The organism is Neoroseomonas oryzicola (genome assembly GCF_012163135.1).
Classification (GTDB): Bacteria; Pseudomonadota; Alphaproteobacteria; order Acetobacterales; family Acetobacteraceae; genus Neoroseomonas; species Neoroseomonas oryzicola.
Genome location: NZ_JAAVUP010000012.1, coordinates 12624 through 29150, shown reverse-complemented (window position 1 = coordinate 29150; position 16527 = coordinate 12624). Strand labels below are relative to the sequence as shown.

Genomic DNA, 16527 nt, shown 5'->3' with positions numbered 1-16527 from the left:
GTCAGGGCGAAAGCGCGGGCAGCGGCAGGCCTGCGGCCCCGGCGATAGCGCCCTCGGCGACCAGGCGTGCCGCGGCTTCGATGTCGGGCGCGAGGTAGCGATCCTCGCCCAGCGTCGCGACGTCGCGCCGCAGGCGGGCGACCACCTTGCTCAGCGGGGCCGATGTGACGAGCGGCGCGCGGAACTCGACGCCCTGGGCGGCGCAGAGAAGCTCGACGCCAAGGATGCGCTCGAGGTTGCGCACCATCGGCCCCAGCCGCCGCGCGCCATGGGCGGCCATGCTGACATGGTCCTCCTGATTGGCGGAGGTCGGCGTCGAATCCGTCACGCAGGGCGTGGCGAGATGCTTGTTCTCGCTCATCAGCGCCGCCGTGGTGACCTCGGCGATCATCAGGCCGGAGTTCAAGCCGGGATTGGGCGTGAGGAAGGGCGGCAGGTCGAAGCTGAGCGTCGGGTCGACCATCAGCGCGACGCGGCGCTGCGCGATGGCGCCGATCTCGGAGACCGCCAGCGCGATCATGTCGGCGGCGAAGCCCACGGGCTCGGCATGGAAGTTGCCGCCCGAGACGATCATGCCGGCCTCGGTCAGCACCAGCGGATTGTCGGTCGCCGCGTTGGCCTCGATCTCGAGCGTGCGGGCCGCCTGGCGCAGCACGTCCATCGCTGCGCCGGTCACCTGCGGCTGGCAGCGGATGCAGTAGGGATCCTGCACGCGCGTATCGCCCTCGCGATGGCTTTCGCGGATGACGGAGCCATCGAGCAGCGCCCGCAGCACGGCGGCGGCCTCGATCTGGCCGGCATGGCCGCGCAGCGCGTGGATCTCGGGCTGCAGCGGCGCCGTCGAGCCCATGATCGCATCGGTCGACAGCGCGGAGATCACGAGCGCCGACCGCGCCGCGGACCAGGCATCGAACAGGCCGGCGAGCGCGAAGGCGGTCGAGAACTGCGTGCCGTTGATGAAGGCGAGCCCTTCCTTTGGACCCAGCGGGATCGGCGCCAGGCCCGCGGCCGCCAGCGCCTCCGCGCCCGGCAGGACGCGGCCCTCGAACTCGGCCTGCCCCGCGCCGATCAGCACGGCGGTCATGTGCGCGAGCGGCGCCAGATCGCCCGAGGCGCCGACCGAGCCCTGCGCCGGCACCACCGGCGTCACGCCACGCGCCAGCATGGCCTGCAGCAACTCGATCAACGCCCAGCGCACGCCCGATGCGCCGCGCCCGAGCGAGATCAGCTTCAGCACCATCATCAGCCGCGTGTGGCGGCGCGAGATCGCCTCCCCCACGCCGCAGCAATGCGACAGGATCAGGTTGCGCTGCAGCGTCGCGGTGTCGCCCGGCGCGATCTTCAGGCTCGCGAGCTTCCCGAAGCCGGTGTTCACGCCATAGACGGCCGTCTCCCCGGCCGCGGCCTCGGCGACGCGCGCCGCGGCGGCCTCGACGGCGGGACGCGCGGCGGGGGACAGCGTCGCAGGCGCCTCGGTGCGATAGATGTGCTCGAGCTGCGCGAGGGTGACGGCGCCGGGCTGCAGGATTTCAGGCGTCACGACGGCCTCCGAAGATGCGGGCATGCAGCGGCGTCGCGCCGAGGCGGTAGGCGAGCTCGGCCGGGTGCGCCGCCTCCCAGACAGCCAGGTCGGCGCGGCAGCCTGGCGCGATGCGCCCGCAATCCGTCAGCCCGAGCGCCCGCGCGGCGTGGATGGTGGCGCCGGCCAGCGCCTCCTCGGGCGTCAGGCGGAACAGCGTGCAGGCCATGTTCATCGCCAGCGGCAGCGAGGTCATGGGCGAGGAGCCGGGATTGCAGTCCGTCGCGACCGCCATCGGCACGCCATGCCGGCGCAGCAGGTCGATCGGCGGCATCTGCGTCTCTCGCAGGGTGTAGAAGGCGCCGGGCAGGATCACCGCCACGGTCCCGGCCGCCGCCATGGCGCGCACGCCATCCTCGTCCAGGTATTCGAGGTGATCGGCCGACAGCGCCCCGTGCCGCGCGGCCAGCGCCGCGCCATGCAGGTTCGACAGCTGCTCGGCATGCAGCTTGACCGGCAGGCCAAGCTCGCGAGCCGCGGCGAAGACGCGGGCGATCTGCGCGGGACTGAAGGCGATGCCCTCGCAGAACCCGTCCACCGCGTCGACGAGGCCTTCGGCATGCGCCGCCGCGAGGGCGGGCAGCACGCATTCGGCAATGTAGTCGTCGTGGCGACCCGCGTATTCGGGCGGCAGCGCGTGCGCGCCGAGGAAGGTGGTGAGCACCCGCACCGGGCGGTGCTGCGCGATGCGCCGCGCCGCGCGCAGCATCCGCAGCTCGGTCTCGATATCGAGGCCGTAGCCCGACTTGACCTCGATGCAGGTCACGCCCTGCGCCAGCATCTGGTCGATCCGCGGCAGCGCGCCGGCGAGCAGATCGTCTTCGCTGGCCGCCCGCGTCGCGCGGACGGTCGAGAGGATGCCGCCCCCGGCACGGGCCACTTCCTCGTAAGTCGCACCTTCGAGGCGCATCTCGAATTCCCGCGCGCGGTCGCCGGCAAAGACGAGATGCGTGTGGCAATCGACTAGACCTGGCGTGACGAGGCGGCCGCCGAGGTCGATCCGCTCGCCCGCGGCCGGCGGTGCCTCGGCTTCGGGGCCGGCCCAGACGATCCGATCGCCCTCGATCACGACGGCGCCGCCTTCGACGAGGCCATAGCCCGCCGTCATGGTCGCGAGCGTCGCGTTGCGGAGGATCATCGTCATGACGCCTTCGTTTGTCTGACGTTCGAATTATTATGTCTGCACATATTAACCTGTCAAGGCGAAACCGCGGTGGGTGGCGCGGGCCTCCCGTTCGACGGGTTCTCAGTTTACGGCGCCGCCGGTGCGGTCAGTACCGCGCGGTCATCCGGTGGCCACGATGGTGCACGAGGCGCACGTAGGTCACCGCCCGGCCATGCCAGCGCGTCGACCGCTCGATCTGCAGCAGCGGATCCCCCGCCGCGCAGGCCAGGTGCGCGGCGAGCGTCGCATCGGCCACGGTCGCGGAGATGCTGATCTCGGCTTCGGAGAAGGGGATATGCGCGACGAGCCATTCGTTCGGCCCCTCCGAGCGGAAGTCCGCGTCGCGCGCCTGCGGCAGCACCGCGAGGTTGATCCAGCGATCCTCGTGCTGATACGGCGTGCCGTCCGCGAAATGCAGGCAGACGAGGTGGCGAACCGTCTCGCCCGGCGACAGCCCCATGCGCGCCCGCACCCAGTCGGGTGCGCGGACCACCTCGGATTCGACGAGCGCGTAGCGATAGGCCGCGCCTCTCTCCTCGATTTCGCGCCGGACGATGGGAATGTCGAAGCGCGCCTGGCGCAGCGGGGACAGCCGCACGCGGGAGCCCGATTTCCGCTTGCGCTCGATGATGCCGTCCTCGGCCAGTTCGCGCATCGCGCGGTTCACCGTCGCGCGGGCGGAGCCATAGGTCTCGGCGAGTTCGAGCTCGCCGGGGATCAGGCTGCCGGGCTTCCACTCCCCGCGGGTGATCTTGCCCAGGATGTCCGCCTTGATGTCCCGATAGGTGACCGCCACCGTCCGCCCCTGCTTGCCGCCGCCCCATGCCTGCCCGTCGCGCGGGCCCGGTCTTTACTGGACATAACGGCCTTCAAGTCCGGACAAAAGACCGGGTTACCGCGGCCGCCCCGGTGTCACGCGCGCGCGGCGGATCGATGGTCGCGCCGGGACGCTCTCATCCCGCCCGCCGCCGGGGCGACGGCCACCCCGCCAGGTGCGACAGCGCCGCAGGCCGCGTCACGCCCGGCCGAGGCAGGCTTCGAACGCGATGAAGGCCGAGACCGCCGCCCCGGCCATCTCGGCGCGGGCGTCCTGGCTGACGCCCACATCCTCGACCGCGGCGCAGAACTCGCCCCAGCCCTGGCCCTGCCGTCCCCCCTCGCCCAGGAGGAAGTGGCGTCCTTCCGCGGATCCCGGCGTGAGCGTCGTCTCGAGCGCCCGCGCGAGGACACGGCCGCCGAGGCGCGAGCCCTCGGTCACGTAGAGATACCCGAGTGCCGCCGGTACCGACTCCGGCACGGCCAGGTCGCAAGGCGGCATTGCCGGAACGCTCACGCCAAGCGCCGAGAGGTCGTCGAGCAGCTCAGGCGACCGCCGCCGCGCCACCACATCGATGCCGAACGGACCGAGATCCGGCCCGCGTGACAGCCGATCCTCGACGGCGCGGTGGAAGCGGAGGAAGCCGACCAGCAGGGCCGCGTAGGCATCGCGCCCGATGCAGCCGCGGGAGAGAAGCAGCAAGGCCGGATGGCCGTGCATCCGCTCGTGCAGGTCCTGCGTCGCCTCGCGCAGCGCCCGGCGGGCGGGTCCTGGCCGGCGCGATGGGAGGGCCGCCGCACCGCCCGCCATGGCTCAGTCCTGTTCCGTCGAGGGCTTCGAGGCGACGTGATGGGCGTGCCAGATCAGCACCTCGAGCATCTCCGCGGTCCGCGCGACGGAGGCGCGCACGCTCTCCAGCAGGTCGGGCATGCGTTCCGCCTCGACCCCGTCGGTGATCTCGAGCGCGGCGAGCTGCGCGTTCTCCACCACCGAGGCGAGCAGCGTGCGGAACACCAGGTCCTCGCGGGAATCGAGCCGGCCGGAGCGCGGACGGTGGCTCGCCACGACGCCTTCCTGGAAGCGGCGCCGCGCGGCGTCGGCCTCCTTGCGGCGGGTCAGGTCGTTGAACAGGAAGATGAAGCCCAGCACGCGGTCGGGGGCCGAGAAGACCGGGTCGGCGCGTACCAGCAGCGCGCGGCCCTCGTCGCCGCGCAGCCGCGCCTCGCCGCGCCAGCTGCGCAGGTTGCCCAGCACGTCGCGCAGGCGCCGGCGGATCAGCGCGGCATCCTCGAAGTGCTGGAAGAGCTCCTCGATGTGATTCGGTCCCTGGGTCAGGCTGCCGGGCAGCAGGTGGTCGAAGGCCTGGTTGGTGAGCTGCACCGCACCGCCGGAATCGCAGATCACGACCGGCAGGTCGGATTCGAGCACCTGCCGGCGGACCATGTTCAGCTGGTCCTGCGCGATCAGCATCCGCACCGAGCGGAACTGCAGCACGACGTCGGTCACCGTCTCGCCGATGATGCGCGCGGCGGCCAGGTCGCGCGCGGACCACGGCGCGGCAGTGCCCTCCACCACCTGGTGCCATTGCGCGAAGGACCGCCGCGGCGAGAGGTCCGCCGGGTCGTTGCCGACGATCACCGGCTTGTTGGGATCGCCGCCCCAGGTGACGGTGTGCTTGCGCTCAGGGCGGAACCACAACAGGTACTCGCCCGGCGCCGTCGAAACCGGGGCCGCGAGCAGGCCGCTCGCCACCCGTGCCAGCCGCCCCATCGCGGGCAACTTCGCCGCGAGCGCATTGGTGGCGAAGAAGGGCGACCGCGGCTGGGCATCGAGCCATTGCCCGATCTCGCGCAGTTCCGCCGTGCCCGGCACCTCGCCGGCCGACTGCACCTGGCCTTCGAAGAGCAGCGCCGCACCGGTCGCGCCGACCGGCTGCAGCAGCGTGTCCGATGCTTCGAACAGCGCCGCCTGCCAGTCACCCTTGCGCGTGATCGCCTCGATCATGCGCTGTTCCAGGCGGCGGACGGAGATCTCCGCCTGGCCCTGGAAGAAGCTCTCGAGCGCGGCGATGCGGGTGCCGAGCGCCTCGGCCAGCAGTTCGCACACCGCGCGCACGGCGAAGGAGGCGATGCGTGGCACGTAGTGGTGGCAGGAGACGAGACCCCAGAGCCGGCCGCCCACCATGATGGAGCCGACCATCGTCGCCGCCACGCCCATGTTGCGCAGGTATTGGACGTGGATCGGCGAGGAGCTGCGCAGCACGCAGAGCGACATGTCGAGCTCGAGGCCCGTCCCCGGCGCCACGCGCGGCTCGATCGGCACTGGCGTGTAACCGATGTCGACCAGGACGCGGACGCGGTTCCGCTCATAGAGGCGCCGCGCGATCTGCGGAATGTCGGAAGCCGGGTAGCGGTTGCCGAGGAAGGCCTCGAGGTCCTGGCGCCGCTGCTCCGAGAAGACCTCGCCGTGCCCGTCCTCGTCGAAGCGGTAGATCATCACGCGGTCGTAGCCGCTGATGTCGCGGAAGATCCGCGCCGCCTCGTCGCACAGTGATTTCAGGTTGTAGGTCGAGAGCAGCTTCTGCAGCGCGCGCTCGACCTGCTCGGCGAAGTCGAGCGGCTCGCCGGCGGGCTCGAACTCCACCACGAGGCCGCCGGTCGAGGGCCGGTGCACCAGCACGTCGCAGGCGAGTTCCCGCCGGCCCACGCGGCACTGGAGCGCCGCGGGGACGGCATCGAGCGGATCGGCGCCGACGGTGCGCAGCCGCAGCGCGAGCTCGGCGTCGAGGTCGCCCAGGCCGAGGCCGAGGAGGTCGTCGACCTCGCCGAAGAACTCCGGCGCGTTCGCGCTGGCCTGGACGATGACGAGGTCGTCGTCGACGACCAGCAGCGCGCCATGCGGCTGGATCGACCCTGCCAGGTGGATCTGCTCGCGCTCGCAGTTCGAGAGGTCGGCCTCGCCGAAGGCCGGGACCAGCTGCGACGCGGGGGGGCCGTCGCCGGTCACCCCGGTTCTCCCGGTCCTTCCTCGGCGTCGGCCTGCAGGCCGTAGCGGCCGAGCTTGGCATAGAGACTTTGTCGGCTCAGCCCGAGCAGTTCGGCCGCCGCCGTGCGGTTGCCATCCGCGAGGCCAAGCGCGCGCTCGATGCAATGGCGCTCCAGGATCTCCGCGATGCGCCGGACGAGCAGCGGCAGCGGCGTGTGGCCGATGCCGGACTCGACGCCGCCGATCGCGTCGCGCAGCGCGGAACTGTCCGGCCGCGTCCAGATCCGGCGCCCGACGTCGCGCAGGACGATGCCGATGGCGCGGGACGCGCCGATGCCGCTCACCACGGCCGAGAGCTCGACCTGCACCTCGAGGCCGAGGTCGCCCGTCAGCAAGGACGGAAAGACCCGCACCTCGCCATGTTGATGGAGCGCCGCGAGCAGCACCGCGAGCCCGTCCCCCGGCCCCGCGAGCCAGCGTCCGAGCGATTCCCCCAGCACCCCGCCTTCCGCCGGCACCTGTGCCATGTCGAGGAAGGCGCGGTTGGCCCGACGCACGATGCCGTCCTGGTCGGTGACGATGAAGGCGTCCGGGAGCCTTTCGAGCACGTCGTCGAGGCGCAGCGCCGTACCTCGCGCCGCGACCTGTGGCTCCATGCCCGTCGAGGCGAGCTGCAGCAGGAAGACCGGACCGGGATCGCGCGCCATCAGCGTCGCGCGCACCAGCCAGGCGGCGCGCTCGGCGCCAAGGTGCACAGCGATGCCGGGCGCGCGGCCATGTTCCCGCGCCCGCTGCAGCATGCCGCGGAAGGCCTCGACGTCGCGGGGGGCGACCTCGCGCAGGAACTCCCAGCCCGGTGCGAGGCCGAGGGCCCGGATGGCGGCGGGATTGGCCTCGATCACGCGCAGCGTCTGCGCCTCGACGACCAGCACCGCCTCGCTCGAGGCGTCGAACAGCAGGCGGGACCGCGTCTCGATTTCGCGCAGCTTCCAGTAGTCCTGCTCGCGCGCCTGCTGGGTCGCGATAAGGCGGGACTGGAGCTCGGCAACCGCCTGGAGGTTCTTGCCGACGGCGATGAGGCCGGCCTCGCCACCGAGCCGGACGGTCGTGTACTCGATCGGGAGCTCGAGGCCGCTCGGGAAGCGCTGGCGCACCTGGCGGAAGGCGGAGACGCCGTTGCTGCGCGCATCGTCCAGCATGCGGCGGATCCAGTCGCCGCCGGAATCCCCAACCGTATCGGTCCACGGATGGCCGACCCAGTCCTGGACGGCCTCCGCGGGGATCGCAGTCGACAGCGAAGCCTTCCGGATCACGCCCTCGAGGTCGAGCATGAGCGTGATGTCGGGCTGCGCAAAGGTCACTCGGTTCATGGTCTGTTCCAGACTGCCGGGGCGAGTCGGGCACCGGTCAACCGTGTTCCTAGACCAAAACACGGGCCCTTTGCAGGCCCGTGTTCATTGGCGGCCGGAAACGTCCGGCCGTTCTGGTGGGTCAGCGCGCTGCCGCCGGACGGAGTTCCGGATAATCCCGCAGCATCGGCGCACCGAGCAGCGGCCGGTTCACCCCTTGGTGGCAGGTGGCGCAGTTGGCCTGGAGCGCATCGCCCATCGGACCGCGGCGGTTCGCTGGCAGGATGTCCCGCAGCGGCTCGATGTAGTTGACGTTGACGTCGCGCACCATGCGGATGCCGTGCCAGGCGGTCAGGCGCGGCGGGTGGCTCTCGGCCCAGGAGGAGAAGGCGCGGGAGTTGTGGCAGAAGGTGCAGTTCACCCCGAGCGCCTCGGAGATGTGGACCATCAGCCCGTAGACCGATTCCGCATCCTGGATCGGACGCACGCCACCGGGCGCAAGGGCCGCCGCCGACTGCACCCGGATGTTCCCGTCCTGCGCCAGGTAGCGCGAGAAGGGATCATAGGGCAGCGAGGTGAGCCCCACGGCCGGCGCGGCAAGGTTCTGCCGGTCGGCCGAGGCCGCCATGCCGCGCGCGCCGTGCTCCGGCGCCGTCGCCCACACCTGCTGCGGCACCAGGTTTCCGCGGTGGCAGGTGTAGCAGGTGACGCCGGTCTGCTGCACGTGGTTCGCCCAGTCCGCGTTGATGTGGCGGACCATCTGGACCATGCGCCGCGCGACGCGCTTGCGGTAATTGTCGTCGGAGGCGAAGTCGCCTTCGACATGGCAGCCGTTGCAGCCTTCCGCCGGCGAGACCCACTCGGTCATCGCCTGCATGATGCGGCCGAACTGCTCGACGCTGAGGTCACCGAAGACCTGCAGGTTATCGTAGATCGAGGAGGCACGGTCGCCATCCGTCCCGGCAGCCTCGGGGGCGGCCGGCACCTGGTTGCGGGCGACCAGTTCAGCGTCGCGCCGCGGGTTGGTCACGCCGACCATGCCCGTGCCGCGAAAGCCCTGCTGCACGCTCACGGGCGGCGGCCGCTCGAAGGCCTGCAGCACGAAGACGGTGCCGAGGAAGGCGAGGAAGACCGCCGCCAGGGCCAGGGGAAACCTGATCTTCATCGCGTGCCTCCCGTTGCGAGGGCCGGATCGGTGATGGCAGGCGCGACGGCGGGGTAGCCGGGCGCGTAGCCATGGTCCATGGCCCAGGCGTACCAGTTGTCGACGACGGTGCCGGTCAGCAGGATGCCGATCCCACCGGTGATGGGGCAGAGCGCGGCGAACCACCACGCCCAGCGGTGAAGCGATTCGAAGGTGGCGTTGAAGCCCATCGTCCAGCGCCAGAAGATCGCCGCGCGCTCGGCCGCCGTGCCGCGGTCCACCGCCTGCTCGACCTCACGCTCGCCGCCGAAGCGGCTGACCGCGAGGATGGTCGCGCCGTGCATCGCGAACAGCAGCGTCGATCCGTAGAGGAAGGCGATCGAGAGCGCGTGGAACGGATTGTAGAAGAGGTTGCCGTAGCGGATGGAGAAGGCGGCGGTCCAGTCGAGGTGCGGGAAGATGCCGAAGGGCACCGCCTCGGACCAGGAGCCCATCAGCAGCGGGCGGATGAAGCCCAGCACCAGGTAGAGCCAGATCGCCGCGGCGAAGGCCCAGGACAGGTGCTGGCCGAGGCCGAGCTGATGCGCGCGGCGATAGAGCCTCGCCCACCACAGCAGGATCGACATTGTCAGGAAGAAGCCCGCCATCAGCCACCATCCGCCATGCGCAAGCGGTGGGAAGCGCAGCCCGTAGGCCGGTGACGGAGGCTCGAGCCCGAGCCAGGGCAGCTGCCGCACGAACTGGATCGGGCTCCAGTTCACCGAGGCGAGCATGTTCAGCCCGATGATCTCGAAGGCGACCAGGCCGAAGACGAGCGACAGGACGCCGAGGTGACCGAGGTAGATCGGCCCGATCTGCGCGTCGCCGATCTTGCCCATCAGGTAGCTGAAGCCACGCTGGGGCGATCGATGCTGCTCGTCCCGGCCGATCGGCACGCCGGCATAGACCGGCCCGCGAACCTGCACCCGGGTGAAGAGGTTGAGGTATTCGGCCATGTTCCGCTCCTCCCTCAATGCGCCCAGATGGGCAGGTTGAGCCACCAGCCCCACCATTCGGGCCAGCCGCGCGTCCAGAACGGTCCGCTGATGACGATGCAGACCGCGCTCCAGAAGCCCGCGGACAGCGCGATGAAGAGACCGAGGCGATGGATGCCGAGCGTGCCGATCGAGTAGCCGATGGCATCGCGGAAGAAGGTGTTCTCATGCTCGGTGGTCTTCACCGGCTCACCCCGCGCAGGGTTGATGGCGGCGAGCACGACCGAGGCGTGCATCGACAGCGCGAGCGTCGTGGTGAAGAAGAAGCTCACCGCGATCATGTGCGCCGGGTTGTAATGGAAGTGCAGGTACTGGTAGCCGACGTTGGACACCCAATCGAGGTGCGTCCAGATCCCGTAGGGGAAGCCGTGGCCCCAGGCGCCCATCAGCACCGGGCGGATCACCACCAGGGTGAAGTAGGCGAAGACGGCCATGCCGAAGGCGAAGGGGATGTGCAGCCCCATGCCCAGCTTGCGCGCGATCTCCGCCTGGCGCAGCGCCCAGGAAACGAAGGCACCCAGCGCGCAGACCGTGATCGCCTGCCAGAAGCCGCCCTGCTTCAGCGGCGCCAGGCCAAGGCCATAGGCCAGGTCCGGCGGCGCCACGCTGATCTTCCACGGGTTCCACACGCCGTCGATCGCGGTGGAGTAGAGGATCAACGCCGTGCCGAGCACGCCGAAGAAGACCGTCAGAACACCAAAGAAGCCGACATAGAACGGCCCCACCCAGAAATCGAAGAGATCACCGCCGAGCAGCGTTCCGCCACGGACGCGGTACTTCCTCTCGAACGACAGCATCGCCATGAGCCTGTCCTCCCGCCTGCCGCGGCGACGACGCGTCGCCATCGGGGACCCGGCGGCGGGCGGCGTGGCAAAACGCCGCGCCGTCCCGTCGCCGGGCAGTCTCCGCTACCGGGGCGCCGAAGCGGCCGGAGCGGGTCGCGGACCCTCGATCCAGTTGAACCTGTCGGTGCTGAGCAGAATGAAATGGATCAGCAACGCCAGGGTCATCAGGAACACAGAGAGCGCCACGAGAACGCGACGCGGGTCGAAAAGCAGCCAGATTCGCCACATGTCCTGCGCCTCCTTCAGACGAAGAACGACGCCACGGTCGTGGCGCCATCCATCAGCTCGGTGTATCCGCGCGGCCCTGGAAGCCAGGGACGCCACATCCACACCAGGATGTGCGCAACGATCGCGACCACGGTGAATCCAACGAAGCTCGAGACGAAGAGTCCGTGGAACTCCCGCGCCTCGGACTCGGTGAGCCCGCTGATCGATCCTTCCTTGTCAGCCATTATGAGGCCTTTCGGATGGCGGCCTTGCGGCCGGTTACCGCACATCTCCCGCGCGGCAGGGACACATCCGGCCCACCGGGCCGGCTGCGGCGTTCGATCCGGCGGAACCGGACCGGCGCTTGGTCGGGGCGGCAATGCCGCCCGATCTGGATGGTTCTCGTGCTCATGCCGGCACTGGCTCCGGCAGGGGGCCGAGCGCCGCGAGGACGCGGGCGCGCGTCACCCGCGCCTCGCCCGCGGCAAGGGCAGCGTCCTCGACCTGCTCGCGCAGGCGCTTCGCCGCCGAGATGCGCAACAGGAAGGGCGCGGCCTCGACATGCGCGTCGAGCAGGTCGCGCGCCGATTCCTCCCAAGTCTCGCCGGCGCGGGCCGGCGTCGCGACCGCGGCGCGGTCGAGCTGCGTACCGAGTGGCAGGATGTGGAACAGCGCATCGAACAGCGCGTTGCAGTATTCCTGCACGACGTAGGTCGCCCCGGCATAACCCATGAAGGGCGTGCCGGTGGCGCGACGGATGATCGCGCCGGGGAAGCTCGCCGGGATGTACTGCGCGCGGCCACCGGCCTCGGCCGCGTACATGCGTTCGTTGTAGGACCCGAAGAGCACCAGCGGCGGCGTGCGGTGGATCGCCTCGCGCACCGCGGCATTGTCCGGCTTCTCGCCCGCCTTGCGACCGAAGGCGAAGGCGCAGGGGATGCCGAGGTCCTCGGCCAGCAGCCGCTGCAGCCCGCGCGCATAGGTCTCGGTCGCCGAGACCCCGAAGGAGGCGGTGGCGAAGAAGTCCTGCGTCACGCTGCGCCACAGGTCCCACAGCGGCTTCAGCGTGGTGTGCTTCTCGCGCTCGATGAAGGGCTCGGGGTCGACGCCCGTCAGCTCGCCGAGCTGGCGCAGGAAGTTCGTCGTCGCGTGCAGGCCCATCGGCGCGCGCAGCCAGGGGCGCTCGAGCGTCTCGCACAGCCGCGCGCCGAATTCGCGGTAGAGGCAGACATTCACCTCGGCATCGGCGAGGCGCGGGATGTCCTCGACATGGCTGCCGAGCGGAAAGACCAGGTTCACCTCGCAGCCGATGCCCTCGACCAGGCGGCGGATCTCCGCGAGGTCGGACGGCATGTTGAAGGTGCCGTAGATCGGGCCGATCAGGTTGACGCGGGGGCGCTCGCCCTCCTTGCGCGGCTTCGGTGCCTTGACGCGCTTGGTGCCGAATTCGGTCCAGAGCCAGTTGATGGCGCGATCGGCCGACTGCCACTGGTCCTCGTCGATGGTGCGCGGGATGAAGCGGCGGAGGTTCGATCCCTCCGGCGTCACGCCGCCGCCGATCATCTCGGCGATCGAGCCTGTCACCACCACCGCGGGTAGGTCCGGATCCTGCGTGGCGGAAGCGCGCTTCAGCAGCGACTCGGTGCCGTTCTGGGAGAGCGCGTCCTCGTCGATCCCGGTGACGACGATGGGCAGTTCGTGCGGCGGCAGGCCATCGGTGTAGTGCAGCACGGCGGTGACCGGCAGGTTCTCGCAGCCCACCGGGCCGTCGATCACCACCCGCAGCCCGCGCACCGCGCTGAAGGCGTAGACCGCCCCCCAATAGCCGCCGGCGCGATCATGGTCGAGGACGAGCATCGTCAGGTCCCCACCGCTTCTTCCGCCTTGGCCTTCGCCGCGCGCAGCTTGCGCTGCCGCTCGCGGAAGCCGGGCGGATCGACCGGGCGTTCGCGGAAGCCGTAGCCCGCGCCGTCCGGCGTACCGACGCCGTCGAAGAAGGACACCATGCGACCGAAGCGTTCCCGCCCACGCGTCTGCGCGGCGACGATGCCGGCGAGCGACGCCGCGCCCGCGGGTCCGAAGAGCGGCCGCGCCGAGACCATGTTGGTGAAGTAGAGCGCGGGGATGCCGAGCTCCTTCGCCTTCTGCACCAGCGGCGTGGTGCCGAGCGCGAGGTCAGGCCGCACATCCTTCATCGCGGCCATGTCCTGCTCGAGGCTCGCGCGGTACTGGACATGCGTCCCCCGCGCGGCGAGCCAGTCGCGGTCGGCCGCGCTCCACTCCGTGCGCGGGCAGGCGGTGCCGACATAGGGCACCTCCGCACCGGCCTCGATCAGCAGCCGCGCGACGAGCAGTTCCGATCCCTCGTAGCCCGAGACCGTGACGCGTGCCTGGATCGGGTTCGCCGCCAGCGCCGCGCGGATCGCCGGCAGGGCGCGGGCCTTCGCGTCGTCGAGCCGCGCCGCCTCCACCCCCGCCGCGCCGGCGATCGCCTCGAGCCAGGCCGCCGTGCCCTCGACGCCGACCGGCGCCGAACCGACCACTGGCCGCCCGGCCGCGCGGAACTCGCGCACAGTCGCGACATAGAAGGGATGCACCGCGGCGGCGACGACGCTGTCGAGCGCGCCGTAGAGGTCGCGCCATTCCCGCGCCGGCAGCTGCGGCGCCAGGCCGAGGCCCAGCGGCGCGAGCAGCGCCGCGATGCCAGGCGGATCGGCCGGGAAGAGTTCCCCGATCAGCGAGACGCCGCGCAGCCCCTCCTGCATCTCGCGCGGCCGCGCCACGGGGCCGGCCTCGGCCTCCAGACGCGCGGTGCGCAGCATGGCGCCGGCAAGCACGTCCTTCGCCTCGGCATGGGTCGGCACGCCGAAGCCCGGCACGTCGATGCCGATCACCCGCACGCCGCCGATCGTCTTCGGCAGCAGTTCCAGCGGCACGCCGGACGCCGTCGGGACACAGAGGTTGATGACGACGACCGCGTCATGCTCGTCGGGATTCGCCGTCTGGTGGACGGCGTCCCGGATGTCCTCGAACAGCTTGCCGGTGACCAGAGTCTCGGAATTGAAGGGCACGTAGCCCACGGAACGCCGCGCGCCGTAGAAGTGGCTGGTGAAGGTCAGGCCGTAGACGCAGCAGGCCGAGCCCGAGAGGATCGTCGCCACCCGCCGCATCCGCAGCCCGACGCGCAGCGACCCGAAGGCCGGGCACATGGATTGCGGCTGGTCGTGCGGGCCGCGGGGGTAGTCCTCGGCCAGGCGGGCCATCGCCTCACCCTTGCCCGCGGCGCGTGCCGCCTCGAGCATGGTTTCCCGCCCGCCATGGCAGCCCGCAGTGGTGGGAGGGAGCGTGTCCAAGGCTCAGCTCCCCTCGTAGACCACTTCGAGGGACGGCTTCTGCAGCACCTCGGCCGCGCACATGTCCTCCATGGTCGCGGGATCGAGCACCACATGCCGGCCGACCGTCTCGCCCTTGAACAGGCCGAGCAGCGATTCCTGCGTCAGCGGCGTCGGGCGCAGCGGCGGCGCCTCGGCCACCTGCACGCCGAGCGCGGCGAACAACGACCCCCATTCACTGTCGGGCTTGCCGATGATTTCGTAGTTGGCGGATTTGCGCCGGATGTCCTCATTGGCCGGGATGGCGGCGAGGACCGGGATGCCGGCGGCCTCGGCGAAGGCCTGCGCCTCGCCGGTGTTGTCGTCCTTGTTCACCACCATGCCGGCGACGCCGACATTGCCGCCGAGCTTGCGGAAGTATTCCACCGCCGAGCAGACGTTGTTGGCGACGTAGAGCGACTGAAGATCGTTCGAGCCGACGACGATGACCTTCTGGCACATGTCGCGCGCGATCGGCAGGCCGAAGCCGCCGCAGACCACGTCGCCCAGGAAGTCGAGCAGCACGAAGTCGAAGTCCCACTGGTGGAAGCCGAGCTTCTCCAGCAGTTCGAAGCCGTGGATGATGCCGCGCCCGCCGCAGCCGCGCCCGACCTCGGGCCCGCCGAGCTCCATGGCGAAGACGCCGTCGCGCTTGAAGCAGACATCGCCGATCGCCACCGGCTCGCCGGCCGCCTTCTTGCGGCTGCTCGTCTCGATGATGGTCGGGCAGGACTTGCCGCCGAACAGCAGGCTGGTCGTGTCGCTCTTCGGGTCGCAGCCGATCAGCAGCACGCGCTTGCCCTGCTGCGCCATCATGTAGGACAGGTTCGCGAGCGTGAACGACTTGCCGATGCCGCCTTTGCCGTAGATCGCGATGACCTGCGTCTTCTTGGCCGCAGGCGTGGTCGGCACGGGGTCGGGGCCGATGGAGGCCTCGGCGCGGAGTCGGTCGGCCATCGAGAGCGTCGGCGACGCGCCCTGCGGGTTCGGCACGGGGGCGTTCATGCGGCGTCTCTCCAATCGAGGACAAGCTTGAGGCAGGCGGCGTCGTCGAAGGCGGTGCGGTAGGCGCTTTCCGCCTCCCCGGCCGCGGCGCGATGGGTGATGAGGCCACGCAGGTCGAGCTGCCCCTCGGCGATCATCTCGGCGACCGCGTGCAGGTCGGCGGGCTTCCATTCGGCGGCCACGCGCAACCGCGCCTCCTTCATGAAGGCGGGCGGGAAGGCGAAGGAGATGCGCTCGGCGTAGAAGCCGGCGAGCACGATCTCCCCGCCCGGCGCCAGCCGCCCGATGAGGGAATCGAGCGCCTGCGCATCGCCACTCGCATCGTAGATGGCGCCGTAGTCGCGCCGCGGATCGTCCTCCGGCGCGATGACGTCGTAGCCGCGCGCGCCGCCGCGCCGGGCCTCAGATGTCTCCCACACCACCGGCGGCCGGCCGCCGGACAGCACGGCGAGCCGCGCCATGAGCCGCCCGAGCACGCCATGCCCGACGATCAGTTCCGGCCGCGCCGCGCCCGGCGCCGCGATGGCGTGCCAGGCGGTCGCGGCGAGCGCGAGCAGCACGCCATCCTCGCCGAGCGCCGGATCGATGCGCGTGGTGCGGGCGCCGGCGACGACAAGGCGCGAAGCCGCGCCACCGAACAGTCCGCGCAGCTCCGCGCCGTCCAGCGCGCCGAAACAGCGCGCGCCGGGGACGAAGACCGTGTCGCCCGCGCGGCGACCCGATGTCGGACCGGCCGCGACGACATGGCCCACCGCCTCGTAGCCCGGCACCAGCGGATAGCCCATGCCGGGGAAGGGCGGCATGCGGCCCGACCAGAGCAGCCGTTCGGTGCCTGTGCTGATGCCGCTCCAGTCCACATCCACGACGACGTCGGACTCACCAGGGATCGCGAGAGGAACGCGCCGAAGCGCCAGTTCCTGCGGGGCCGTCATCACGATAGCGACGGTGTCCATCGACGGACTCCCAGGTTCGCGGTGGTGTCACTCTAGAAGGACAGTAAAGACTGTCAAGGCAAATGGACTGCCC

The 16527-nt window shown here is 70.8% G+C and carries 15 protein-coding genes; all 15 read right to left on the bottom strand.

What is annotated here, in order from left to right:
- Position 1: 1 nt before the first annotated feature.
- Positions 2–1540: a histidine ammonia-lyase gene (hutH, locus tag GWK15_RS22220; RefSeq protein WP_168043595.1), complete on the bottom strand. Its 1539-nt coding sequence runs from the start codon at positions 1538–1540 to the stop codon at positions 2–4.
- A complete protein-coding gene (hutI, locus tag GWK15_RS22215) occupies positions 1530–2723 on the bottom strand; it encodes an imidazolonepropionase (protein WP_168043594.1) in 1194 nt (397 codons plus the stop codon). The genes hutH and hutI overlap by 11 nt, the downstream gene beginning before the upstream one ends.
- Positions 2724–2850: 127 nt before the next feature.
- The gene (locus tag GWK15_RS22210) at positions 2851–3540 is read right to left on the bottom strand and encodes a UTRA domain-containing protein (RefSeq protein ID WP_168043593.1); all 690 of its coding nucleotides are present in this window, start codon (positions 3538–3540) and stop codon (positions 2851–2853) included.
- Between the two features lie 219 nt (positions 3541–3759).
- On the bottom strand, positions 3760–4371 hold the full coding sequence (locus tag GWK15_RS22205) for a biliverdin-producing heme oxygenase (protein ID WP_168043592.1): 612 nt from the start codon (positions 4369–4371) through the stop codon (positions 3760–3762).
- Between the two features lie 3 nt (positions 4372–4374).
- Positions 4375–6567, bottom strand: a complete 2193-nt coding sequence (locus tag GWK15_RS22200; RefSeq protein WP_168043591.1) for a GAF domain-containing protein — start codon at positions 6565–6567, stop codon at positions 4375–4377.
- On the bottom strand, positions 6564–7916 hold the full coding sequence (gene ppsR / locus GWK15_RS22195) for a transcriptional regulator PpsR (protein ID WP_168043590.1): 1353 nt from the start codon (positions 7914–7916) through the stop codon (positions 6564–6566). The genes GWK15_RS22200 and ppsR overlap by 4 nt, the downstream gene beginning before the upstream one ends.
- Before the next feature lie 121 nt (positions 7917–8037).
- Positions 8038–9060, bottom strand: coding sequence for a photosynthetic reaction center cytochrome PufC (pufC, locus tag GWK15_RS22190; protein ID WP_168043589.1), 1023 nt, complete (start codon positions 9058–9060; stop codon positions 8038–8040).
- On the bottom strand, positions 9057–10034 hold the full coding sequence (pufM, locus tag GWK15_RS22185; protein ID WP_168043588.1) for a photosynthetic reaction center subunit M: 978 nt from the start codon (positions 10032–10034) through the stop codon (positions 9057–9059). The genes pufC and pufM overlap by 4 nt, the downstream gene beginning before the upstream one ends.
- A 14-nt stretch (positions 10035–10048) precedes the next feature.
- A complete protein-coding gene (gene pufL, locus GWK15_RS22180) occupies positions 10049–10876 on the bottom strand; it encodes a photosynthetic reaction center subunit L (RefSeq protein WP_168043587.1) in 828 nt (275 codons plus the stop codon).
- A gap of 105 nt (positions 10877–10981) precedes the next feature.
- Positions 10982–11146 (bottom strand): light-harvesting antenna LH1, alpha subunit, encoded by a 165-nt coding sequence (pufA, locus tag GWK15_RS22175; protein ID WP_168043586.1) that lies wholly within the window; start codon positions 11144–11146, stop codon positions 10982–10984.
- A gap of 14 nt (positions 11147–11160) precedes the next feature.
- Positions 11161–11370, bottom strand: coding sequence for a light-harvesting antenna LH1, beta subunit (gene pufB / locus GWK15_RS22170; RefSeq protein WP_168043585.1), 210 nt, complete (start codon positions 11368–11370; stop codon positions 11161–11163).
- A gap of 163 nt (positions 11371–11533) precedes the next feature.
- Entirely contained in the window at positions 11534–12982 is a 1449-nt protein-coding gene (bchZ, locus tag GWK15_RS22165; protein ID WP_168043584.1) for a chlorophyllide a reductase subunit Z, read from the bottom strand.
- A 2-nt stretch (positions 12983–12984) separates the two neighbouring features.
- Positions 12985–14478, bottom strand: a complete 1494-nt coding sequence (gene bchY / locus GWK15_RS22160; RefSeq protein WP_456306871.1) for a chlorophyllide a reductase subunit Y — start codon at positions 14476–14478, stop codon at positions 12985–12987.
- 3 nt (positions 14479–14481) lie between these two features.
- Positions 14482–15501: a chlorophyllide a reductase iron protein subunit X gene (locus GWK15_RS22155; RefSeq protein WP_168043583.1), complete on the bottom strand. Its 1020-nt coding sequence runs from the start codon at positions 15499–15501 to the stop codon at positions 14482–14484.
- Positions 15498–16454, bottom strand: a complete 957-nt coding sequence (bchC, locus tag GWK15_RS22150) for a chlorophyll synthesis pathway protein BchC (protein ID WP_168043582.1) — start codon at positions 16452–16454, stop codon at positions 15498–15500. The genes GWK15_RS22155 and bchC overlap by 4 nt, the downstream gene beginning before the upstream one ends.
- Between the last annotated feature and the right edge of the window lie 73 nt (positions 16455–16527).

Coding starts and splice junctions, on each gene's coding strand:
- hutI (WP_168043594.1), bottom strand. CDS start 2,723: ATGACGATGATCCTCCGCAACGCGACGCTCGCGACCATGACGGCGGGC.
- GWK15_RS22205 (WP_168043592.1), bottom strand. CDS start 4,371: ATGGCGGGCGGTGCGGCGGCCCTCCCATCGCGCCGGCCAGGACCCGCC.
- ppsR (WP_168043590.1), bottom strand. CDS start 7,916: ATGAACCGAGTGACCTTTGCGCAGCCCGACATCACGCTCATGCTCGAC.
- pufC (WP_168043589.1), bottom strand. CDS start 9,060: ATGAAGATCAGGTTTCCCCTGGCCCTGGCGGCGGTCTTCCTCGCCTTC.
- pufM (WP_168043588.1), bottom strand. CDS start 10,034: ATGGCCGAATACCTCAACCTCTTCACCCGGGTGCAGGTTCGCGGGCCG.
- pufL (WP_168043587.1), bottom strand. CDS start 10,876: ATGGCGATGCTGTCGTTCGAGAGGAAGTACCGCGTCCGTGGCGGAACG.
- pufA (WP_168043586.1), bottom strand. CDS start 11,146: ATGTGGCGAATCTGGCTGCTTTTCGACCCGCGTCGCGTTCTCGTGGCG.
- pufB (WP_168043585.1), bottom strand. CDS start 11,370: ATGGCTGACAAGGAAGGATCGATCAGCGGGCTCACCGAGTCCGAGGCG.
- bchZ (WP_168043584.1), bottom strand. CDS start 12,982: ATGCTCGTCCTCGACCATGATCGCGCCGGCGGCTATTGGGGGGCGGTC.
- GWK15_RS22155 (WP_168043583.1), bottom strand. CDS start 15,501: ATGAACGCCCCCGTGCCGAACCCGCAGGGCGCGTCGCCGACGCTCTCG.
- bchC (WP_168043582.1), bottom strand. CDS start 16,454: ATGGACACCGTCGCTATCGTGATGACGGCCCCGCAGGAACTGGCGCTT.